The 21,869-nt window shown below is 62.1% G+C and carries 17 protein-coding genes and 2 tRNA genes; 15 read left to right on the top strand and 4 right to left on the bottom strand.

The window, feature by feature from the left end:
* Positions 1-102: 102 nt before the first annotated feature.
* From ftsH to PSEMO_RS13220, 15 genes are all read left to right on the top strand, one after another.
* The gene (ftsH, locus tag PSEMO_RS13290) at positions 103-2,010 is read left to right on the top strand and encodes an ATP-dependent zinc metalloprotease FtsH (protein ID WP_075803532.1); all 1,908 of its coding nucleotides are present in this window, start codon (positions 103-105) and stop codon (positions 2,008-2,010) included.
* Between the two features lie 8 nt (positions 2,011-2,018).
* On the top strand, positions 2,019-2,870 hold the full coding sequence (gene folP / locus PSEMO_RS13285; protein WP_075803531.1) for a dihydropteroate synthase: 852 nt from the start codon (positions 2,019-2,021) through the stop codon (positions 2,868-2,870).
* 17 nt (positions 2,871-2,887) lie between these two features.
* Positions 2,888-4,228 carry a phosphoglucosamine mutase gene (gene glmM, locus PSEMO_RS13280; RefSeq protein ID WP_075803530.1) on the top strand — a complete coding sequence of 447 codons (1,341 nt, stop codon included), beginning with the start codon at positions 2,888-2,890 and terminating at the stop codon, positions 4,226-4,228.
* Positions 4,229-4,294: 66 nt separating this feature from the next.
* Positions 4,295-5,050 (top strand): triose-phosphate isomerase, encoded by a 756-nt coding sequence (tpiA, locus tag PSEMO_RS13275; RefSeq protein WP_075803529.1) that lies wholly within the window; start codon positions 4,295-4,297, stop codon positions 5,048-5,050.
* 3 nt (positions 5,051-5,053) lie between these two features.
* The gene (gene secG, locus PSEMO_RS13270) at positions 5,054-5,449 is read left to right on the top strand and encodes a preprotein translocase subunit SecG (RefSeq protein ID WP_075803528.1); all 396 of its coding nucleotides are present in this window, start codon (positions 5,054-5,056) and stop codon (positions 5,447-5,449) included.
* A gap of 20 nt (positions 5,450-5,469) precedes the next feature.
* A tRNA-Leu gene (locus PSEMO_RS13265) sits at positions 5,470-5,555 on the top strand.
* 96 nt (positions 5,556-5,651) lie between these two features.
* Positions 5,652-5,728 (top strand) — tRNA-Met (locus PSEMO_RS13260).
* A 129-nt stretch (positions 5,729-5,857) separates the two neighbouring features.
* Entirely contained in the window at positions 5,858-6,316 is a 459-nt protein-coding gene (gene rimP, locus PSEMO_RS13255) for a ribosome maturation factor RimP (protein ID WP_009404298.1), read from the top strand.
* Positions 6,317-6,374: 58 nt separating this feature from the next.
* The gene (gene nusA / locus PSEMO_RS13250; protein ID WP_075803527.1) at positions 6,375-7,856 is read left to right on the top strand and encodes a transcription termination factor NusA; all 1,482 of its coding nucleotides are present in this window, start codon (positions 6,375-6,377) and stop codon (positions 7,854-7,856) included.
* Positions 7,857-7,882: 26 nt separating this feature from the next.
* The gene (infB, locus tag PSEMO_RS13245) at positions 7,883-10,396 is read left to right on the top strand and encodes a translation initiation factor IF-2 (RefSeq protein ID WP_075803526.1); all 2,514 of its coding nucleotides are present in this window, start codon (positions 7,883-7,885) and stop codon (positions 10,394-10,396) included.
* A gap of 122 nt (positions 10,397-10,518) precedes the next feature.
* Positions 10,519-10,920 (top strand): 30S ribosome-binding factor RbfA, encoded by a 402-nt coding sequence (rbfA, locus tag PSEMO_RS13240; protein ID WP_075803525.1) that lies wholly within the window; start codon positions 10,519-10,521, stop codon positions 10,918-10,920.
* 3 nt (positions 10,921-10,923) lie between these two features.
* The gene (gene truB / locus PSEMO_RS13235) at positions 10,924-11,841 is read left to right on the top strand and encodes a tRNA pseudouridine(55) synthase TruB (RefSeq protein WP_075803524.1); all 918 of its coding nucleotides are present in this window, start codon (positions 10,924-10,926) and stop codon (positions 11,839-11,841) included.
* A gap of 147 nt (positions 11,842-11,988) precedes the next feature.
* Positions 11,989-12,258, top strand: coding sequence for a 30S ribosomal protein S15 (gene rpsO / locus PSEMO_RS13230; RefSeq protein ID WP_009404303.1), 270 nt, complete (start codon positions 11,989-11,991; stop codon positions 12,256-12,258).
* A gap of 253 nt (positions 12,259-12,511) precedes the next feature.
* Positions 12,512-14,617, top strand: a complete 2,106-nt coding sequence (pnp, locus tag PSEMO_RS13225) for a polyribonucleotide nucleotidyltransferase (protein ID WP_075803523.1) — start codon at positions 12,512-12,514, stop codon at positions 14,615-14,617.
* A 366-nt stretch (positions 14,618-14,983) separates the two neighbouring features.
* Positions 14,984-15,334 carry a BON domain-containing protein gene (locus PSEMO_RS13220; protein WP_075803522.1) on the top strand — a complete coding sequence of 117 codons (351 nt, stop codon included), beginning with the start codon at positions 14,984-14,986 and terminating at the stop codon, positions 15,332-15,334.
* A gap of 107 nt (positions 15,335-15,441) precedes the next feature.
* On the opposite strand, the gene PSEMO_RS13215 is transcribed toward PSEMO_RS13220, so the two are convergent.
* The 4 genes from PSEMO_RS13215 to PSEMO_RS13200 form a co-directional block, all read right to left on the bottom strand.
* Positions 15,442-18,369 (bottom strand): DUF748 domain-containing protein, encoded by a 2,928-nt coding sequence (locus tag PSEMO_RS13215; protein ID WP_075803521.1) that lies wholly within the window; start codon positions 18,367-18,369, stop codon positions 15,442-15,444.
* Positions 18,370-18,466: 97 nt separating this feature from the next.
* A complete protein-coding gene (locus tag PSEMO_RS13210) occupies positions 18,467-19,486 on the bottom strand; it encodes a class I SAM-dependent rRNA methyltransferase (protein ID WP_075803520.1) in 1,020 nt (339 codons plus the stop codon).
* A gap of 79 nt (positions 19,487-19,565) precedes the next feature.
* Entirely contained in the window at positions 19,566-20,744 is a 1,179-nt protein-coding gene (locus tag PSEMO_RS13205; protein WP_075803519.1) for an acetyl-CoA C-acetyltransferase, read from the bottom strand.
* Between the two features lie 208 nt (positions 20,745-20,952).
* Positions 20,953-21,825: an oxygenase MpaB family protein gene (locus tag PSEMO_RS13200; RefSeq protein ID WP_075803518.1), complete on the bottom strand. Its 873-nt coding sequence runs from the start codon at positions 21,823-21,825 to the stop codon at positions 20,953-20,955.
* Positions 21,826-21,869: the final 44 nt, after the last annotated feature.

The raw sequence follows: 21,869 nt of genomic DNA, 5'->3' as shown, positions 1-21,869 counted from the left end.
CGCCAACAGCCGTTGTAGGTAATGTAGTAAGTTAAGCCGCTGATTATCATGCGAGGCACGGTTGCGCCTAAACCTGCTTCAGAGGGTAGCGAATTGAACGATATGGCAAAGAATTTGATCCTGTGGTTGATCATCGCGGCCGTCCTGGTGACGGTGATGAACAACTTCTCCAGCCCGAATGAGCCGCAGACCCTCAACTATTCCGACTTCATCCAGCAAGTCAAGGATGGCAAGGTCGAGCGCGTCACGGTCGACGGTGCTGTCATTACCGGCAAGCGCAGCGACGGCGATACCTTCAAGACCATCCGTCCGGCGATCCAGGACAACGGCCTGATCGGCGACCTGGTCGACAACCACGTGGTGATCGAGGGTCGTCAGCCAGAGCAGCAGAGCATCTGGACCCAGTTGCTGGTCGCGAGCTTCCCGATCCTGGTGATCATCGCCGTGTTCATGTTCTTCATGCGCCAGATGCAGGGCGGTGCCGGCGGTAAAGGCGGCCCGATGAGCTTCGGCAAGAGCAAGGCGCGCCTGCTGTCGGAAGACCAGGTCAAGACTACCCTGGCCGACGTCGCTGGCTGCGACGAAGCCAAGGAAGAAGTCGGCGAGCTGGTCGAGTTCCTGCGTGATCCGGGCAAATTCCAGCGCCTCGGCGGTCGTATCCCCCGTGGCGTGCTGATGGTCGGCCCGCCTGGTACCGGTAAGACCCTGCTGGCCAAGGCCATCGCAGGTGAGGCCAAGGTGCCGTTCTTCACCATTTCCGGTTCGGACTTCGTGGAAATGTTCGTCGGTGTCGGCGCCAGCCGTGTGCGCGACATGTTCGAGCAGGCCAAGAAGCATGCACCGTGCATCATCTTCATCGACGAGATCGACGCCGTGGGTCGCCATCGTGGCGCCGGCATGGGCGGCGGTCATGACGAGCGCGAGCAGACCCTCAACCAGTTGCTGGTCGAGATGGACGGCTTCGAAATGAACGATGGCATCATCGTCATCGCCGCCACCAACCGTCCTGACGTGCTTGACCCGGCGCTGCTGCGTCCCGGTCGCTTCGACCGCCAGGTGGTGGTCGGCCTGCCGGACATCCGTGGTCGCGAGCAGATCCTGAAAGTGCACATGCGCAAGGTGCCGATCGGCGAGAACGTCAATCCGGCGGTGATTGCCCGTGGTACTCCTGGCTTCTCCGGTGCCGACCTGGCCAACCTGGTCAACGAGGCTTCCCTCTTCGCGGCACGTGGCGGCAAGCGCGTGGTCGAGATGAAGGAGTTCGAGCTGGCCAAGGACAAGATCATGATGGGCGCCGAGCGCAAGACCATGGTCATGTCGGAAAAAGAGAAGCAGAACACTGCCTACCACGAGGCGGGTCACGCCATCGTCGGGCGCATCGTTCCCGAGCACGATCCGGTCTACAAGGTTTCCATCATCCCGCGCGGTCGTGCGCTGGGTGTGACCATGTTCCTGCCGGAAGAAGACCGCTACAGCCTGTCCAAGCGTGCGCTGATCAGCCAGATCTGCTCGCTGTACGGCGGCCGCATCGCCGAGGAAATGACCCTGGGCTTCGATGGCGTGACCACCGGTGCCTCCAACGACATCATGCGTGCCAGCCAGATCGCCCGGAACATGGTGACCAAGTGGGGTCTGTCGGAAAAACTCGGCCCGCTGATGTACGCCGAGGAAGAAGGCGAGGTGTTCCTGGGTCGTGGCTCGGGTGGCCAGCACACCAACGTGTCTGGTGAAACCGCCAAGCTGATCGATTCCGAAGTGCGCAGCATCATCGACCAGTGCTATGCCACCGCCAAGCAGATCCTCACGGACAACCGTGACAAGCTCGACGCCATGGCCGATGCACTGATGAAGTACGAAACCATTGACGCCGACCAGATCGACGACATCATGGCAGGTCGTACTCCGCGCGAGCCGCGTGACTGGGATAACGATTCCGGCACCTCGGGCACCACTGCTTCGCAGGGTGACCGTCCTGAATCCCCGATCGGTGGTCCGGCTGCGCAACACTAAGGGCTGACATGACTTCACAGCAGTACCCAACCCGGTTGCCTTGCGGCAACCGGGTTCTTGACCTTTCCCGTGCCCATGTCATGGGTATCCTCAATATCACCCCGGATTCCTTCTCCGATGGCGGCCGTTTCACGCAGCGTGATGCGGCGTTGCGGCATGCCGCGGAAATGGTCGCGGCCGGTGCCACGCTGATCGATGTCGGGGGCGAGTCCACCCGCCCTGGTGCGCGGGTGGTGACGGCGCTCGAGGAACTGGAGCGCGTTGCCCCCATCGTCGAAGCGCTGAATCGCGAACTGGATGTGGTGATCTCCGTGGACACCTCCACGCCGGCGGTCATTCGCGAGTCGGCGCGGCTGGGGGCGGGGCTGATCAACGATGTCCGCTCGCTGTCACGCGATGGCGCCCTGGATGCCGCCGCGGCGACCGGCTTGCCGGTGTGCCTGATGCACATGCGCGGCGAGCCCGGAAACATGCAGGACGACCCGCACTACGAGGATGTGACTGCCGAGGTCGGCCGCTATCTCGAAGCGCGCATGGCGGCTTGCGCGGCGGTGGGTATCGAGGCGGAACGCATAATTCTTGATCCGGGTTTCGGCTTTGCCAAGAACCTGGAGCATAATCTCAGCCTGTTCAAACATATGGACAGCTTGCAGCGCCTGGGGCGCCCGCTGCTGGTGGGTGTTTCACGCAAGAGCATGATAGGCCTGACCTTGAATCGGCCAGTCAACGAGCGGATGTACGGCAGCCTGGCGCTGGCTGCCTTGGCGATGACCAAAGGGGCGAGCATCCTGCGTGTTCATGATGTCGCTGAAACCGTCGATGTCGTACGGATGATCGCCGCTGTACAGAACGCCGAATAAAGAGTGATGGAGCATTTATGAGCAGAAAATATTTTGGTACCGACGGCATTCGCGGTCGTGTCGGGGAGTACCCGATCACCCCTGATTTCATGCTCAAGCTCGGCTGGGCGGCGGGCATGGCCTTCCGCAAGCAGGGCAACTGCCGGGTGCTGGTGGGCAAGGACACGCGCATTTCCGGCTACATGTTCGAGTCGGCGCTGGAGGCCGGTCTGTCCGCCGCCGGTGCGGACGTCCTGCTGCTGGGCCCGATGCCGACCCCGGCCATCGCCTACCTGACCCGGACCTTCCACGCCGAAGCCGGTATCGTGATCAGTGCCTCGCACAACCCGCACGACGACAACGGCATCAAGTTCTTCTCCGGACAGGGCACCAAGCTGCCGGATGAAGTCGAACTGATGATCGAGGAGTTGCTCGACCAGCCGATGACCGTGGTCGAGTCCAGCAAGCTGGGCAAGGTCTCGCGGATCAACGACGCGGCCGGCCGCTACATCGAGTTCTGCAAGAGCAGCGTACCGAGCAGCACCGATTTCTCCGGTCTCAAGCTGGCCATCGATTGCGCCCATGGTGCGACCTACAAGGTTGCCCCGAGCGTGTTCCGTGAACTGGGTGCCGAGGTGACAGTGCTGGCCAACCAGCCGGACGGCCTCAACATCAACGAAAACTGCGGTTCGACCCATATCGAGTCGCTGCAGGCGGCGGTGCTGGTCGGGCATGCCGACCTCGGTATCGCCTTCGACGGTGACGGTGACCGCGTGCTGATGGTCGACCACACCGGCGCCATCGTCGATGGTGACGAGTTGCTGTTCATCATTGCGCGCGACCTGCAGGACCGCAACAAGCTGCAAGGCGGCGTAGTCGGGACCCTGATGAGCAACCTGGGCCTGGAGCTGGCGCTGAAGGACCTGGATATTCCCTTCGTGCGTGCCAAGGTCGGTGACCGCTACGTGATGGCCGAGCTGCTGGAGCGCGACTGGATCATCGGTGGCGAGAACTCCGGGCATGTCGTGTGCTGCAGTCACACCACCACCGGTGATGCGATCATTGCCGCGTTGCAGGTGCTGATGGCCCTCAAGCGCCGCGGCGAGACCCTGGCGCAAGCCCGCCAGGCCGTGCGCAAATGCCCGCAGGTGTTGATCAACGTGCGTTTCGGTGCGAGCAAGGTCGATCCGCTGGAGCACCCTGACGTGAAGGCGGCGTGCGAGCGCGTCACCGAGGAAATGGCCGGGCGTGGTCGCGTGTTGCTGCGCAAGTCCGGAACAGAGCCTCTGGTGCGTGTGATGGTCGAAGGCGACGACGAAACCCAGGTCCGCGGCCACGCCGAAGCCCTGGCAAAACTGGTAAGTGAAGTTTGCGTTTGAATTGCGCTTGCCAGCCATGAATTGGTTGGGTAACATCTGCGCCCACTTTGACCCACGAGGTAAAGCATGCGTCGCCCAATGGTAGCTGGTAACTGGAAAATGCACGGTACCCGCGCCAGCGTCGCTGAGCTGATCAAGGGCTTGAGCAATCAGGTCCTGCCGAGCGGGGTTGATGTCGCGGTGTTCCCACCGAGTCTGTTCATCAACCAGGTGATCGACGGCCTTGAAGGCAAGTCGATCGCGGTGGGTGCACAGAACTCCGCGGTGGAGCCTCAGCAAGGGGCTCTGACCGGAGAGGTGGCAGCGAGTCAGTTGGTCGATGCCGGTTGCAAGCTGGTGTTGATCGGTCACTCGGAGCGACGTCAGATTTTGGGCGAGCAAGACTCGACCTTGATCCAGAAGTTTGCAGCGGCACAGTCCTGTGGCTTGAAGCCTGTGTTCTGTGTAGGGGAAACCCTCGAAGAGCGCGAAGCGAACAAAACGCTCGAAGTAGTAGGGCGTCAGTTGGACAGCATCATCGACCAACTGGGTATATCTGCCTTTGCAGATGCGATTATCGCTTATGAGCCTGTATGGGCCATCGGCACCGGCCTTACGGCCACTCCGCAACAAGCGCAGGATGTGCATAAAGCCATTCGCGAGCAGTTGGCGGCGAAGGATCCAGAAGTTGCGCAGAATGTGCCTCTTCTATACGGCGGCAGCGTGAAGGCGGCCAATGCGGCTGAGCTGTTCGGCATGCCGGATATCGATGGGGGCCTGATTGGTGGGGCTTCCCTGAACGCAGACGAATTCGGTGCAATTTGTCGCGCCGCAGGAAACTGAAAAATGCTGGAAACAGTTATTGTCGTTCTTCATCTGTTGGGCGCACTGGGTTTGGTAGTGCTGGTTCTGCTGCAACAGGGTAAAGGTGCGGAAGCGGGTGCATCTTTCGGCGCAGGTGCTTCAAATACTGTGTTCGGAAGCCAAGGTTCTGCTACCTTTCTGAGTAAGTTTACTGCTATACTAGCTGCCTCTTTCTTCTTAACTGCTCTTGGGTTAGGATACTTTGCTAAGGAGAAAGCTCACCAGCTGACTCAAGTAGGGTTGCCAGATCCAGCAGTGTTGGAAGTGCAGCAAACCAAACCGGCAACAGATGATGTACCGGTGCTCCAGGGGCAGCAACAACAGAAGAACGAAGCTGGTAACAACAGCGATGTTCCTCAAGCTCCAGAGCAGAAGTAACGGGTTTCAAAAGTAGTATTGCCGAGGTGGTGGAATTGGTAGACACGCAACCTTGAGGTGGTTGTGCCCATAGGGTGTAGGGGTTCGAGTCCCCTTCTCGGTACCAATTGAAGCATGGGAGCCCGCGTCAGCGGGCTTTCTTGCAGGTGGAGGTTGATTGACCCTCCCAGGGTTCGGTCGTATACTTTCGCCCCAGCTTTGTCGCGGGGTGGAGCAGTCTGGTAGCTCGTCGGGCTCATAACCCGAAGGTCGTTGGTTCAAATCCAGCCCCCGCAACCAGTTTTAGCGGAGCCCCTTTTCAGGGGCTTTTTGTTAGCTAAACAGTTCTCAGGCGCCATATTCCACGGCGCATTTCACGATGGGCGCTTGCCCATTTTTTATTTGCACAGCATGCACGAGGGGGTTCAGGTGTCGAGCAAGCTAGAACAGTTGCAGGCCTTGTTGGCCCCGGTAGTCGAAGCGCTTGGCTATCAATGCTGGGGGATCGAGTTCATTTCCCAGGGCAAGCATTCGGTACTGCGTATCTATATCGACAAAGAGGACGGCATCCTGGTGGATGACTGCGAAGTCGTCAGTCGCCAGGTCAGCGGTATTCTGGACGTTGAAGATCCCATCAGCACCGAATACACCCTGGAAGTCTCCTCCCCTGGCATGGACCGCCCACTGTTCACCCTTGAACAGTTCGCTTCGCATGCCGGTGAACAAGTGAAGATCAAGCTGCGTACGCCCTTCGAAGGTCGTCGTAACTTTCAGGGCCTGATCCGTGGTGTGGAGGAGCAGGACGTCGTGGTCCAGGTGGACAATCACGAGTTCCTGCTGCCGATCGACTCGATCGACAAGGCCAACATTATTCCCAGTTTTGACTGAGACATGCCGGAGCCGCGGTTGACGCGGTTCCAATGGCTTGCGAAAGGCGAGGCGTACGATGAGCAAAGAAGTACTGCTGGTTGTTGAGTCGGTATCCAATGAAAAGGGTGTACCGGCAGGCGTGATTTTCGAAGCGCTGGAAGTGGCCCTGGCCACTGCAACCAAAAAACGTTTTGAAGACGAAGTGGACCTGCGTGTGGAAATCAACCGCCACACCGGTAACTACGAGACCTTCCGCCGCTGGACCGTGGTCGAGGACGAAGACCTGGACGACCCGGCGATCGAGCTGGCCGTGGACCAGGCCCAGGCCAGGAAGCCGGGTGCCGTCGCTGGCGAGATCATCGAAGAGAAGATCGAGTCCATCGAGTTCGGTCGCATCGCTGCCCAGACTGCCAAGCAAGTCATCGTGCAGAAGGTTCGCGAAGCCGAGCGCGCACAGGTGGTCGACGCTTACCGCGAACGTCTGGGCGAGATCATCTCCGGCACCGTGAAGAAAGTCACCCGCGACAACGTCATCGTTGACCTGGGTAACAACGCCGAAGCGCTGCTGGCTCGCGAAGACATCATCTCCCGCGAGACCTTCCGTGTCGGCGTGCGCGTTCGCGCGCTGCTCAAGGAGATCCGCACCGAGAACCGCGGTCCGCAGCTGATCCTGTCGCGTACTGCGCCACAGATGCTGATCGAACTGTTCCGCATCGAAGTGCCGGAAATCGCCGAAGGCCTGATCGAAGTGATGGCCGCGTCCCGTGACCCGGGTTCCCGCGCCAAGATCGCCGTCCGTTCCAAGGACAAGCGTATCGACCCGCAGGGCGCCTGCATCGGCATGCGCGGTTCGCGCGTCCAGGCCGTTTCCGGCGAACTGGGTGGCGAGCGTGTCGACATCGTCCTGTGGGACGACAACCCGGCGCAGTTCGTCATCAACGCCATGTCGCCGGCCGAAGTGGCCGCGATCATCGTTGACGAAGATGCCCATGCGATGGACATCGCCGTAGCGGCCGACAACCTGGCCCAGGCCATCGGTCGTGGTGGTCAGAACGTTCGCCTGGCGAGCCAACTGACCGGCTGGACCCTCAACGTGATGACCGAATCGGACATCCAGGCCAAGCAGCAAGCCGAAACCGGCGACATCCTGCGCAACTTCATCGAAGAGCTGGAAGTCGACGAAGAACTGGCCCAGGTGCTGGTCGACGAGGGCTTTACCAGCCTCGAAGAAATTGCCTACGTACCGCTGGAAGAAATGCTCAACATCGATGGCTTCGACGAGGAAATCGTCAACGAGCTTCGCGCTCGGGCCAAGGACCGCCTGTTGACCAAAGCCATCGCTACCGAGGAAAAACTGGCAGACGCCCACCCGGCCGAAGACCTGCTCTCCCTCGAGGGCATGGACGACGACCTGGCAGCGGAACTGGCGGTGCGCGGCGTGGTTAACCGCGAAGACCTGGCCGAGCAGTCGATTGACGACCTGCTCGACATCGACGGCATCGACGAAGAGCGTGCCGGCAAGTTGATCATGGCCGCCCGAGCGCATTGGTTCGAGTAAGCAGGCTGGCCTGAGGAGAGAAGTGCATGACGCAAGTCACGGTGAAAGAATTGGCCCAAGAGGTCGCTGCACCGGTAGAGCGCCTGCTGCAGCAGATGCGTGAGGCAGGTCTGCCGCACACCGACGCCGGTCAGCTGGTGAGCGATAGTGAAAAGCAGGCTCTGCTGACCCATTTGAAAAGCAGCCACAAGGCGAAAGTGGAAGAGCCGCGCAAGATTACCTTGCAGCGCAAGACCACCAGCACCCTGCGTGTTGCCGGCAGCAAGAGCATCAGCGTAGAAGTACGCAAGAAGAAGGTTTTCGTTCAGCGCAGCCCGGAAGAAATCCAGGCCGAGCAGAAGCGTGAGCTGGAAGAGCGCCGCGCGGTAGAAAACGCTGCCCGCGAGAAGTCCGAAGCCGAAGCGCGCCAGCGTGCCGACGAAGAAGCGCGTCGTCAGGCCGCTGTCGAGAAGGCTGCGGCACCTGCTTCGGCGGCCCAGCCAGCTGCTCCGGCGCCTGCCCCGGCTGCCGTAGAGCCTGCTGCTGCTCCGGCTCCGGCTGCCGATCGCAAGAAAGACGATGCCCGTCGCAACGACCGTGCCCGTGACGACGACCGTCGCGGTGGCGAGCGTCGCAACGAAGCGCCGCGCGTTTCGGTCAAGGTCAAGGAGAAAGAGAAAGCTCCGACCCCACGGGCTGCCCCACGTACCACCGACGAGGAAAGCGATGGCTTCCGTCGTGGCGGTCGCGGCAAGGCCAAGCCGAAGAAGCGCAACGCCCATGGTTTCCAGAACCCGACCGGTCCGGTTATCCGCGACGTGACCATCGGCGAGACCATTACCGTTTCCGAACTGGCGCAACAGATGTCGGTCAAGGCCGCTGAAGTCGTCAAGTTCATGTTCAAGCTGGGCACTCCGGTGACCATCAACCAGGTGCTCGACCAGGAGACCGCTCAACTGGTCGCCGAAGAGCTGGGTCACAAGGTCACCCTGATCAGCGACACCGCCCTGGAAGATTCCCTGGCCGAATCGCTGAAGTTCGAAGGCGAGAGCGTTTCCCGTGCGCCGGTCGTGACCGTCATGGGCCACGTCGACCACGGCAAGACCTCGTTGCTCGACTACATCCGTCGTGCCAAGGTTGCTGCTGGCGAGGCCGGTGGTATCACCCAGCACATCGGTGCCTACCACGTGGAAACCGACCGCGGCATGGTCACCTTCCTCGACACCCCGGGCCACGCCGCGTTTACCGCCATGCGTGCCCGTGGTGCCAAGGCCACCGACATCGTGATCCTGGTGGTTGCGGCGGACGACGGCGTGATGCCGCAGACCGTCGAAGCCGTCCAGCACGCCAAGGCTGCCGGCGTACCGCTGGTGGTTGCGGTGAACAAGATCGACAAGCCGGGTGCCGACCTCGATCGCATCCGCAACGAACTGTCGGTCCACGGCGTGACTTCCGAGGACTGGGGTGGCGACACTCCGTTCGTCAAGGTTTCGGCGAAGATGGGTACCGGTGTCGACGAACTGCTCGAAGCCGTTCTGCTGCAGGCCGAGATCCTCGAGCTCAAGGCAATGCCTACCGCTCCGGGTCGTGGTGTCGTGGTCGAATCGCGTCTGGACAAGGGCCGCGGCCCGGTCGCTACCGTGCTGGTTCAGGACGGTACCCTGCGTCAGGGCGACATGGTCCTCTGCGGTTCCAACTACGGCCGCGTTCGCGCCATGCTCGACGAAAACGGCAAGCCTGTTAAGGAAGCCGGTCCGTCGATCCCGGTCGAGATCCTCGGCCTGGACGGCACTCCGGATGCCGGTGACGAACTGAGCGTTGTGGCTGACGAGAAGAAAGCCCGTGAAGTCGCCCTGTTCCGTCAAGGCAAGTTCCGCGAAGTCAAACTGGCTCGCGCACATGCCGGCAAGCTGGAAAACATCTTCGAAAGCATGGGCCAGGAAGAGAAGAAGACCCTCAACATCGTCCTCAAGGCCGACGTTCGTGGTTCTCTCGAGGCTCTGCAAGGCTCCCTCGGTGGCCTGGGCAATGACGAAGTACAGGTTCGCGTGGTCGCCGGCGGTGTCGGTGGTATCACCGAGAGCGACGCCAACCTGGCGCTGGCTTCGAATGCGGTCCTGTTCGGCTTCAACGTGCGTGCCGACGCCGGTGCACGGAAGATCGTCGAGCAGGAAGGTCTGGATATGCGTTACTACAACGTGATCTACGACATCATCGAAGACGTCAAGAAGGCCCTGACCGGCATGCTCGGCAGCGATGTTCGCGAGAACATCCTGGGTGTCGCCGAAGTGCGTGACGTGTTCCGTTCGCCGAAGTTCGGCGCCATCGCCGGTTGCATGGTCGTGGAAGGTACGGTCTACCGTAACCGCCCGATCCGCGTACTGCGCGAAGACGTGGTTATCTTCGAAGGCGAGCTGGAATCGCTGCGTCGCTTCAAGGACGATGCCTCCGAAGTCCGTAACGGCATGGAGTGCGGTATTGGCGTCAAGAGCTACAACGACGTCAAGATCGGCGACAAGATCGAGGTCTTCGAGAAAGTCCAGGTGGCTCGTACGCTCTGATGCGCGAGCTTGGAAGCGCCAGGCAGGTGGCCGCAAGGCCCCGCTGGAGGCTCTGAACGCAACGCCCGGTCAGGCTTTATGCCTGGCCGGGCGTTTGCCGCTTTAGTTACAGGTAGCAAGACATGGCAAAAGAATATAGCCGTACCCAACGCATCGGCGATCAGATGCAGCGCGAGCTGGCCCAGCTGATCCGTCGTGAAGTGAAAGACCCGCGTGTCGGCCTGGTGACCATCACCGCCGTCGACGTCAGCCGCGATGTTGGCCATGCCAAGGTGTTCATCACCGTCATGGGCCAGGAAGGCGACGATGCGATCCAGCAAAGCCTCAAGGTCCTGAACGCTGCCGCCGGTTTCCTGCGCATGCAGCTGGGCCGCGAAATGAAGCTGCGCAGCGTGCCGCAACTGCATTTCCACTACGACGAGAGCGTCAGCCGTGGTGCCCACCTGTCGGCCCTGATCGAGCGTGCCGTTGCCGAGGACAGCCTGCACCAGAGCGCCGACGCTCCGGACAGCGACAAGGAGTAACCGGTGGCCCAGGTCAAACGCATCCGCCGTAACGTCAGCGGCATCATCCTGCTCGACAAGCCGCTGGGGTTCACCTCCAACGCCGCGCTGCAGAAAGTCCGCTGGCTGCTCAATGCCGAGAAGGCCGGGCACACCGGCAGCCTCGACCCGCTGGCCAGTGGCGTGCTGCCGTTGTGCTTCGGCGAAGCCACCAAGTTCTCCCAGTACCTGCTCGATTCCGACAAGGGCTACGAGACGGTCATGCAACTGGGCCAGACCACCAGCACCGCGGATGCCGAAGGCGAAGTCCTGCGCACCCGCGACGTGACCGTTGGTCGCGCGGACATTGAAGCGGTTCTGCCACAATTCCGTGGTGAAATCAGCCAGATACCGCCGATGTACTCGGCCCTCAAGCGTGATGGCCAGCCGCTGTACAAGCTGGCCCGTGCAGGGGAAGTAGTGGAGCGTGAAGCGCGTTCTGTTACTATTACCCGCCTGGAACTGCTGGAGTGCGAAGGCACCCGGGTTCGCCTGTCGGTCGGTTGCAGCAAAGGCACCTACATCCGCACCCTGGTCGAGGATATCGGCGAGGTTCTGGGCTGTGGCGCTTATGTCGCAGAACTGCGCCGGACCCAGGCCGGACCGTTCGAGCTGGCCCAGACCGTGACCCTCGAGGAACTCGAGGCAGCACACGCCGAAGGTGGCAACGAAGCGATCGACCGCTTCCTGATGCCGTCCGACAGCGGTCTGCAGGACTGGCCCCTGCTGCAGTTCTCCGAGCACAGTGCTTTCTACTGGCTGCATGGTCAGCCGGTACGTTCGCCGGACGCGCCGAAATTCGGCATGGTCCGCGTTCAGGATCACAACGGTCGTTTCATCGGAATCGGTGAAGTGAGCGAAGACGGGCGCATCGCGCCGCGTCGACTGATTCGGTCGGAATGACCGAAACCGTCAGTGCAGGGCTCCGGCCCGGTACTGGTGGAGACGAGGGTGGCTGTCAACAGGCACGGTCACATCTCATTTTTTAATACAGGGTTTGTCCCTGGCCTGTTGGAAGCCTTCGGGTTTCCGTTTATTGGAGAAAGCCAAATGGCACTCAGCGTTGAAGAAAAAGCCCAGATCGTTGCCGACTATCAGCAAGCCGCCGGCGACACCGGTAGCCCGGAAGTGCAGGTTGCCCTGCTGACCGCCAACATCAACAAGCTGCAAGGCCACTTCAAGGCCAACGGCAAAGACCACCACTCCCGTCGTGGTCTGATCCGCATGGTTAACCAGCGTCGCAAGCTGCTGGACTACCTGAAAGGCAAAGACACCACCCGTTACAGCGCCCTGATCGGTCGTCTGGGTCTGCGTCGCTAATAGCGGCCCGACCAGTGGTGTGCGCGGCGTGCTGCGGTCGTCAGCCGGGGGCTTCGGTTCCTCGGCAGGCGAACGCACCCCGCGTATCCGAGAGGTTGGTTGGCTGTTTCGCCGGAGCGCTTTGCGCGATGGCGGGGCAGGCTTCCAACCTCTAGTTTTATCTGGACGGTCGATGGGGCCGATTCCCCGTGCTGCCCAAGAATTCGCAAGAAACCAGTTCCCCCAAGTGCAACTGAAGAGAAGGTAGGAAACCGTGAACCCGGTAATCAAGAAATTCCAGTTCGGTCAATCGACCGTAACCCTCGAAACGGGCCGTATCGCCCGTCAGGCGTCCGGTGCCGTTCTGGTCACCGTCGACAATGATGTCACCGTGCTGGTCACCGTCGTCGGTGCCAAGCAGGCTGATCCGGGCAAGGGTTTCTTCCCGCTGTCCGTCCACTACCAGGAAAAGACCTACGCTGCCGGCAAGATCCCTGGCGGCTTCTTCAAGCGTGAAGGCCGTCCTTCCGAGAAAGAGACCCTGACCTCGCGCCTGATCGACCGTCCGATCCGTCCGCTGTTCCCGGAAGGCTTCATGAATGAAGTGCAGGTTGTCTGCACCGTCGTTTCCACCAGCAAGAAGACCGATCCGGACATCGCTGCGATGATCGGTACCTCGGCTGCCCTGGCTGTCTCCGGCATTCCGTTCGAAGGCCCGATCGGCGCCGCCCGCGTTGCGTTCCATGAAAGCACCGGCTACCTGCTGAACCCGACCTACGAGCAACTGGCTGCCTCCAGCCTGGACATGGTCGTGGCCGGTACTTCCGACGCCGTACTGATGGTTGAATCGGAAGCCAAAGAGCTGACCGAAGACCAGATGCTGGGCGCCGTGCTGTTCGCCCACGACGAATTCCAGGCCGTGATCCAGGCCGTCAAGGAATTCGCCGCCGAAGCTGCCAAGCCGACCTGGGACTGGAAACCAGCGGTTGCCAACACCGAACTGCTGAACGCCGTTCGCGCTGAATTCGGCGAAGCCGTTTCCCAGGGCTACACCATCACCGTCAAGGCCGACCGCTACGCTCGCCTGGGCGAGCTGCGCGACCAGGCGGTTGCCAAGTTCTCCGGCGAAGAAGGCCAGCCAAGCGCTGGTGAAGTGAAGGACATCTTCGGCGAGATCGAATACCGCACCGTTCGCGAAAACATCGTCAACGGCAAGCCACGTATCGACGGCCGCGACACCAAGACCGTTCGCCCGCTGAACATCGAAGTCGGTGTCCTGCCGAAGACCCACGGTTCCGCACTGTTCACCCGTGGCGAGACCCAGGCCCTAGTCGTTGCGACCCTGGGTACTGCCCGTGACGCACAGTTGCTGGACACCCTGGAAGGCGAGAAGAAAGACCCCTTCATGCTGCACTACAACTTCCCTCCGTTCTCGGTGGGCGAGTGTGGTCGCATGGGCGGTGCTGGCCGTCGCGAAATCGGTCACGGCCGTCTGGCCCGTCGTTCGGTCCAGGCCATGCTGCCGGCCGCTGACGAATTCCCGTACACCATCCGCGTCGTATCGGAAATCACCGAATCCAACGGTTCCAGCTCCATGGCTTCGGTCTGCGGTGCTTCCCTGGCCCTGATGGACGCCGGTGTACCGATGAAGGCGCCGGTTGCCGGTATCGCCATGGGTCTGGTCAAGGAAGGCGAGAAGTTCGCCATCCTGACCGACATCCTGGGTGACGAAGACCACCTGGGCGACATGGACTTCAAGGTGGCCGGTACTGCCAAGGGCGTTACCGCGCTGCAGATGGACATCAAGATCAACGGCATCACCGAAGAGATCATGGAAATCGCCCTGGGCCAGGCCCTGGAAGCGCGCCTGAACATCCTCGGCCAGATGAACCAGATCATCGGTCAGTCCCGTAGCGAACTGTCGGAAAACGCTCCGACCATGATCGCCATGAAGATCGACACCGACAAGATCCGTGACGTCATCGGTAAAGGCGGCGCGACCATCCGTGCCATCTGCGAAGAAACCAAGGCTTCGATCGATATCGAAGACGACGGCTCGATCAAGATCTTCGGTGAAACCAAGGACGCCGCTGAAGCTGCTCGCCAGCGCGTACTGAGCATCACCGCCGAGGCCGAGATCGGCAAGATCTACGTCGGCAAGGTAGAGCGCATCGTCGACTTCGGCGCGTTCGTCAACATCCTGCCGGGCAAGGACGGTCTGGTGCACATCTCGATGCTCAGCGATGCTCGCGTCGAGAAAGTCACTGACGTGCTGAAGGAAGGCCAGGAAGTCGAAGTACTGGTACTGGACGTGGACAACCGCGGCCGTATCAAGCTGTCGATCAAGGACGTTGCTGCTGCCAAGGCATCGGGCGTCTGAGTCCTCGCGACTTGAGCTGAAAGAAAGGGTCCTTCGGGGCCCTTTTTTTATGCAGTCTGAAAGCTTGCACCGACCCTGTGGGAGCTGGCTTGCCAGCGATGGCGTCGGTGAATTCACTACCGCTATCGCTGGCAAGCCAGCTCCCACAGGTTGCGCGGCGCGCTTTCGAACAACTTGCATCTTGCAAGCGAAACGGCAGCCCACTTTGCAAATTGCACGATCCTGCAAATCACATGAATTCGTAAGCTACTGTTTTTAAAGGATTTTATTTGGGTGAAAAACTGGCACAGCCCCTGCAATAACCCAAGTACACCTGCCGCCAGGACATGTCGGCGCAGGACCTTTCGAAAAACAGGAGTGTCTCGTATGAAGAAGTTCGCTATCGCTGCTGCCACCGCTGCTGCCCTGACCATGACTCTGGGCAACGTCGCCTTCGCTCAACAGTCCACCCAGGCTCCGATGATGCTCGCAGCCGGTGAAGTGACCAAAGCCAAGGAAGCCACTTCCGACACCTGGATCACCACCAAGGTCAAAGCGGACCTGGTCACCGAGAAAGGCATTCCAGGTACCGACATCAAGGTCGAGACCAACAAGGGCGTGGTATCCCTGTCCTCCGACGTAGCCGTGAGCGAGTCGCAGAAAGACATGGCCGTTGCCATCGCCAAGAAAATCAAAGGCGTCCAGGCCGTATCGGCTGATGGCCTGAAAACCAACTAAGGATTGTTCCGCTCGCTGACCCTGACGGTTCATGCGACAGCCCAAACGGATTTGGGCGCCCCGAGCCCCGGCCATGTGCCGGGGCTCATCTTTTTACGGTCAGGACATTACTCGGCGTCGAGGTGCATCGGGGTGATGACCCGGCCATCGGACTCGGCCTGGCCGAGGGTGGCATCGATGAAGTAGACGCGATCGTCCTCCAGCTTGCCCTTGTCCACCAGGTAATCCTTGATGCTGCTGGCCCTGGCCTGGCCCAGTTGGCGTAGCAGCACGCTGCTTTCCGCCCAGGTCTTGAGCACCGCGTCGCGCATATTGCCGATGCGCTGCTTGGTATCGAGTTGTTCCCACTCTTTCGGCGGCTGCTGCTTCAGGCGAGTGCGATAGATGCCTTCGAGCATGGCCGGCTTGTCGTCTTCCGGCACCTGCAGCAGGGAGGCCTGCGCCGGCACCTTGTCGCCGCGGCGCTGAAGCATCTTGTAGTAGGTGCTCTGGTATTCCCGTTCCAGCCGTTGCCCGGCAATCAGCGGGCCGTCGCTGCTCTGGGCGCTGGTGCCTTCGATTTCCAGGCGCAGGGTCGGGCGTTTTGCCAAGGCGGCGGCGAGCTTGTCGAGGGAGCCTTGCGCGTCCGCAGTGAGGTCGCTGGAGCCGGGGGCGAAGGCGACGGTGCCAAGGTCCTCGGAGCCACCGCCGGCAATCAGGCCTCCGATCATCTTGAACGGCGCCTGTACCGCACGCAGCACCAGGTTGCGCAGGGTCTGCCAGACGATCGGCATGACGCTGAACTGCGGGTTGTTGAGGTCACCCGTGACCGGCAGCTCGATGGAGATCTTGCCCTCGGTGTCCTTGAGCAGGGCGATCGCCAGGCGCACCGGCAGGTCCACGGCATCCGGGCTGTCGACTTTCTCGCCCAGTTGCAGCTGCTCCACCACCACCTTGTTCTCGGCCTTGAGCTGGCCGTTGGTGATCAGGTAATGCAGGTCGAGATTGAGCCGGCCCTTGCGGATGCGATAACCGGCGAACTTGCCGGAATAGGGGGTCAGGGTGGTCAGCTCGACGCGCTTGAAGCTGGTGGCGATATCCAGGCTGGCCAGCGGGTTGAACGGGTTGAGCGCGCCCTTGATGGTCACTGGCGCGTAGCGGTCGACCTTGCCCTTCACATCGACCTTGGCCGGAATCGGCTGACGGTTGTCGATGGTGCCGATCTGGCCGTTGAGCTGCTGCACGGCGGTGGCGAAGTTCGGCGTCAGGCTGAAGTCGGCGAAGTTGGCCGAGCCGTCGTTGATGTTGATCTGGCCGATGCGAATGCCCATGGGCTTCTCACTGCTGGCAGCGGCCTTGGCCTGGGGCTTGGCGCTCTTGTCGGCGGGCTGGGGGATCAGCAGGTCATCGACGTTGGTGGTGCGGTCCTCGTTGATCATGAAGCGCGCGTAAGGCTGTTGCAGATCGACCCGGGCAATGCTCAGCGCGTCGCCGTGGCGGTAGTCGATACCGCTCAGGTCGAGCTGCTGCCATTTGACGAAGTCCCGGTCCTTGATGGTGTCGAGGGTATGCAACTGGTTGACCCGGGCCTTGCCGGCGATGCTGAAAGCCAGCGGCTCGGTGCTTTGCAGATCGACGTCGAGGTCACTGCCGAGCATGCCGCTGCGCAGTTCGAGGCGGATGAACGGGCTGATATAGGCCTGGGCGACCCGCAGGTCGATATCCTGGGTGCTGACCTTCAGCTTCGCCTTGACCGGGGCCAGGTTGACCTCGCCGGAGGCCTGCAGCTTGCCCTGCTTGCCGATACCGCTGTCCAGTTTGAGGGTGAAGGGCGATTTGTTCAGGCTGTCGAAGTTCTGCAGGTCGGCGTTCAACGGACCGACATCCAGGGTGACCGGCTCCTTCTGGGTACGGTCGGCCAGGTGTACCTGATAGTTACGGACCTGGGTGTGTTTCAGCAGCACTTGCCATGGCTTGCTTTCCACGGCCTGTTCTTTCGGCGTGGGCTCGGCAGTAGCGGGTTCGGCCTTCTGCTTTTCCGTGGCCTTGGGCGGCTGGCTGGCGAACAGCTTTTGCCAGTCCAGTTGCCCGTCGGCCTCCACTGCAGCCCAGGTTTCCAGCTGTTCGCTGCGGACCTTGCCGACGGTGACCAATTGCTTGGCCAGGTCGATGGACGTCTCGCTGACATCCAGCTTGGCCAGGCGCACCAGCGGTCGGCCATCCGGTGCCTTGATGGCGAAGGCGGAAACGCTCAGCGCAGTGTTTTCCAGCAACAGCTCGGTCTGCTTGCCGAGGCTGAAGGTGTAGTCGCTTTGCAGGTTGTAGGTGCCGTCCTCCAGCACCAGCGGCACGGCGTCACGGACGTAGGGCCAGAAAGCCTTCATCTTGGCGTCGCTGACCTTCAGCGAGCCCTTGGAAGCGATCGGCGACAGGCTGAAGGTGCCTTTCCAGTCGATCTGCCCGCCGTGGGGGCCGGTGGCCAGGAGGGTCATATCGGTGTTGTCGTCGGGCAGGGTGCTGAGTTTCTTCAGCTCCAGGTTCATGTCGTCGTAGAGGAACTCGATCGGTTCGCTGGGGCGGGCGTCTTCGAAATGCACATAGCCACCGGCCAGCTTGATGCTGTCGATGCGCAGGGGGAAAGGATCGCTGGCCGGTTCTTCGGGCTTGGGCTCGCTGGGCGGCAGCGTGAACAGGTTGGCCAGGTTGAGCTGGCCATCCTTGGCGAACAGCACTTCAGTGCGCGGCTTGACCAGTTCGACCTGCTCCAGGTGCAGGGCCTTGGTCCACAGGCTGTCCATCTGCAGGTTGGCGTAGAGCTTCTCGAAGCCGATCTGTTCCTTGCCGGGCTCGCCGATCTGCAGGCCCCACAGGGACAGTTCCAGGCTGAACGGGTTGAGTTCGATGCGTTGCAGATGCGCGGGCACGCTGGCGTACTGTGCCAGTTGCTGATTGGCAATTCGAAGGGCAACGCCAGGAAGGATGAAAAAGCCGAGAAGGCTGTACAGGGCCAGGGCAACCAGCAAAGCGCCGAGGGCGCGTTTCAATCCTTTGGGCATGTGCGGCATCTGCGTGAAGAGCGGGACGCTTAGAGTATGGCAGGTAAATGGAGTTCCGAAGGCTGTCGGAGCGCTCCGACAGCCTCGCCAGGCCGTTTTACTTGAGGTGCAGGACCAGGGTTTTCAGCGGCGGTCGGCCGTCCTGGGAAGGGAAGTCGGCAGCCGGAGAGATCACCTGCCATTCGCGCACCGGGCGCCCGGCTTTTTCCGCGCAGCGCAGGACCAGTTCGCGCCAGTCGTCCATATCGACCTTGGCTAGGTTGTTGTTGCAGATCAGCACGCCGTCCTCGGCCGTGGCCAGCAGCGCCGGCTTGAGCAGGCTCTGGTAGTCGCGCAGCAGATCGACGGTGCCGAAGGCGCTCTTGGCCCAGGCCGGCGGGTCGAGGAACACCAGGTCGTACTGGCGCGCTTGCAGGCGCGGATAGGACGGCAGCTTCTGCCCGCGGCGCTGGCTGATCGGCAGGCCGGCCAGTTGGCGGATCGCCGGGAAGTAGTCGGACTGGACGAATTGCATGGTGGGTAGTTGTGGGTTGAGTGCGCCGTTCTCGCGGCCGACGGCCAGGTTGCCCTCGGCGAAGTCGAGGTTGCACACCTCCCGCGCACCACCTGCCGCCGCAGCAAGGCCGACGCCGCAGGTGTAGGCGAACAGGTTCAGCAAACTTTTGCCGGCACTGTGCTGCTTGACCCAGCCGCGGGCATTGCGCAGGTCGAGGAACAGCAGTGGATCCTGGCCGGCATGGCGCCCACGTACCCGGTAGTTCAGGCCCCACTCGTGCCCGATCATATCCACCAGGGCCTCGTCGCTGGCCTGGTACACCGCGTCATGCCGGTCGACCCGGCTGTTGCCACGGGAACGGTCGTTGTAGACCAGGTGCAGCGGCAGGCCGAGAAACCCTTCGATGGTCGCGTGCAGGTCCAGCAGATCATCCCGCTCTACTGCCTGGTGAAAGCTCTGCACCAGCAACTGCGGGCCATAGCGGTCGGCGGTGAGGCCGGGCGCGCCTTCCTGGCTGCCATGGAACAGGCGATAGCAATCGGTGCCCTGGGCATGCAGTTCGGCGAGCAGGGATTGACGGTGGTCGAGGGCGGCGCGCAGCGCCTGATTCAAGGAGGACATGCACGTGGCCTTGGTTGCGGGCGTGCAGTTTACCAGTTGGCGTAGCAGGGAGGAGCCAGGCTGGCTCCTCCCGTATCGATCAGCGCTCGATCGCCAGGGCCACGCCCTGACCGCCGCCGATGCACAGGGTGGCGAGACCCTTCTTCGCATCGCGCTTGATCATTTCATGCAGCAGGGTCACCAGTACGCGGCAGCCGGAAGCGCCGATCGGGTGGCCGATGGCGATGGCACCGCCATTGACGTTGACCTTCGAGGCGTCCCACTGCAGCTCCTTGCCTACCGACAGGGCCTGGGCGGCGAAGGCTTCGTTGGCTTCGATCAGGTCGAGCTGGTCGAGGGTCCAGCCGGCTTTTTCCAGGCAGCGACGGGTGGCGCCGACCGGGCCGATGCCCATGATCGCCGGATCGACGCCGGCGTTGGCGTAGGCCTTGATCCGTGCCAGTACCGGCAGTTTCAGTTGCTCGGCCTTGGCCGCGCTCATCAGCAGCACGGCGGCGGCGCCGTCGTTGAGCGAGGAGGCGTTGCCGGCGGTGACGCTGCCGTCCTTCTTGAACGCCGGCTTGAGCTTGCCCAGGGACTCGGCGGTGGTGCCGGCGCGGGGTTGTTCATCGGTAGCGAAGGCGACAGGATCGCCCTTGCGCTGCGGGATCAGGATCGGGGTGATTTCATCGACGAAGCGCCGGCCTTCGATGGCGGCGGCGGCTTTCTGCTGGGAGGCGGCGGCGAAGGCGTCCTGCTCTTCGCGGGTGATGCCGTACTTCTCCACCAGGTTCTCGGCGGTGATACCCATGTGGTAGTCGTTGAAGGCGTCCCACAGGCCGTCGCTGATCATGCTGTCGATCAGGCTGGCGTGGCCCATGCGCAGGCCGGTGCGGGCGCCGGGCATGACGTAGTTGGCCAGGCTCATGTTTTCCTGGCCACCGGCGATGATGACGTCGGCGTCGCCGCAGCGGATCGCCTGGGTGGCCAGGTGCAGGGCCTTGAGGCCGGAGCCGCAGACCTTGTTCAGGGTCATGGCGGGCACGGCGTGGGGCAGGCCGGCCTTGATCGCAGCCTGGCGGGCGGGGTTCTGGCCGGCGCCGGCGGTCAGTACCTGGCCGAGGATGACTTCGTCGACCTGCGCGCCGTCCAGGCCGCTCTGGGCCAGCAACCGGCGGATCACGGCGGCGCCGAGATCGACCGCGGGAATGTTCGCCAGCGCGCCCTGGAAGCTGCCGACCGCGGTGCGGGTGGCGGCAACGATTACGACATCTTGCATGCTCTAGTCCTCTGTATTGTTCGATTTGACGTTGAGTCTGCGGTGGGCTCGCGCATAGTCGCACAGATGGGCAGGTCGGGGCAGTGTGGTGATGCTCATGGCCTCATCGCTGGCAAGCCAGCTCCCACAGTGTTCGCGTCGAACATAAACCCTGTGGTCAACACAAAACCCTGTGGGAGCTGGCTTGCCAGCGATGAGGCCATCAAAGTCACTGCAGACCCATCCGCCGCCGCGCCCGATGCACCGAGCCATCGCGCATCGCCCAGCGCAACACCGGCCCGACCACCGTATTCATGCCCAGATCGACCACCCCTTGCTTCACCGGCCCCAACCTCAACCCCAACATGTCACCGGCCCACTCCGGTAGCAGCCCGATCCCCGCCTGCATCATCAGGCGCCCCACCGGCCGGGCGATCCGGCTCGGCGCCGGGGCGTCCAGCAGCACCCGCACCACCTCCCGGCTGCGCTCATCGCAAACCAGTTGCGGCCGCACCCTGCGCAGATAATCCGCCACTTCCTGCCGCGACCGCGGTACATCCCGCGCGCCAAGCCGCTCGGCGATCAGGGCGATCTCGCTGTAGTAGAGGTCCTGCGCCGCATCGGTCATGTGGGGATTGCGGTAACGCAGGTGCGCCGCGAGGAAGCTGCGTACTTCGGCGACATGCACCCAGGTCAGCAGGTCGGGATCGCTGGCGGCGTAGGGCGTGCCGTCGGCGGCGTGGCCGACTACCTGCAGGTGGATGGCCCTGACCCTTTCGATCAGCCACTCGGCATCCCGGGTGGCGCCGAAGGTGGTGCCGGAAATGAACTGGCTGGTACGGCGCAGGCGGCCAAGCATGTCTTCGCGGAAATTGGAGTGGTCCCAGACCCCGGCCAGGGCCAGCGGGTGGAGCATTTGCAGGAGCAGGGCGCTGATGCCGCCGACCAGCATGCTGGAGAAGTCGCCGTGCACCTGCCAACTGAGGCTGCGAGGGCCGAACAGGCCGGGGTCGCCCTTGGGGTTTTCCAGGTCGAGCTGGCCGAGGGACAGGCCGGTGAGGCTGAGAAGCTGGGTTTCGATGCGGCGGCGTAGGGCTTCCATGAATACCTTTGGGCTCGGGACACTGGGACCGCAAAGCGGCCCCA

Source organism: Pseudomonas putida, assembly GCF_001941965.1.
GTDB classification, from domain to species: domain Bacteria; phylum Pseudomonadota; class Gammaproteobacteria; order Pseudomonadales; family Pseudomonadaceae; genus Aquipseudomonas; species Aquipseudomonas putida_L.
The sequence above is the reverse complement of the archived record's forward strand: the minus strand, read 5'-3'. Positions and strand labels throughout refer to the sequence as shown.

Coding starts and splice junctions, on each gene's coding strand:
- tpiA (WP_075803529.1), top strand. CDS start 4,295: ATGCGTCGCCCAATGGTAGCTGGTAACTGGAAAATGCACGGTACCCGC.
- PSEMO_RS13210 (WP_075803520.1), bottom strand. CDS start 19,486: ATGTCCTCCTTGAATCAGGCGCTGCGCGCCGCCCTCGACCACCGTCAA.
- PSEMO_RS13215 (WP_075803521.1), bottom strand. CDS start 18,369: ATGCCCAAAGGATTGAAACGCGCCCTCGGCGCTTTGCTGGTTGCCCTG.
- rpsO (WP_009404303.1), top strand. CDS start 11,989: ATGGCACTCAGCGTTGAAGAAAAAGCCCAGATCGTTGCCGACTATCAG.
- secG (WP_075803528.1), top strand. CDS start 5,054: ATGCTGGAAACAGTTATTGTCGTTCTTCATCTGTTGGGCGCACTGGGT.
- PSEMO_RS13200 (WP_075803518.1), bottom strand. CDS start 21,825: ATGGAAGCCCTACGCCGCCGCATCGAAACCCAGCTTCTCAGCCTCACC.
- PSEMO_RS13205 (WP_075803519.1), bottom strand. CDS start 20,744: ATGCAAGATGTCGTAATCGTTGCCGCCACCCGCACCGCGGTCGGCAGC.
- rbfA (WP_075803525.1), top strand. CDS start 10,519: ATGGCAAAAGAATATAGCCGTACCCAACGCATCGGCGATCAGATGCAG.
- nusA (WP_075803527.1), top strand. CDS start 6,375: ATGAGCAAAGAAGTACTGCTGGTTGTTGAGTCGGTATCCAATGAAAAG.
- infB (WP_075803526.1), top strand. CDS start 7,883: ATGACGCAAGTCACGGTGAAAGAATTGGCCCAAGAGGTCGCTGCACCG.
- ftsH (WP_075803532.1), top strand. CDS start 103: ATGGCAAAGAATTTGATCCTGTGGTTGATCATCGCGGCCGTCCTGGTG.
- PSEMO_RS13220 (WP_075803522.1), top strand. CDS start 14,984: ATGAAGAAGTTCGCTATCGCTGCTGCCACCGCTGCTGCCCTGACCATG.
- folP (WP_075803531.1), top strand. CDS start 2,019: ATGACTTCACAGCAGTACCCAACCCGGTTGCCTTGCGGCAACCGGGTT.
- glmM (WP_075803530.1), top strand. CDS start 2,888: ATGAGCAGAAAATATTTTGGTACCGACGGCATTCGCGGTCGTGTCGGG.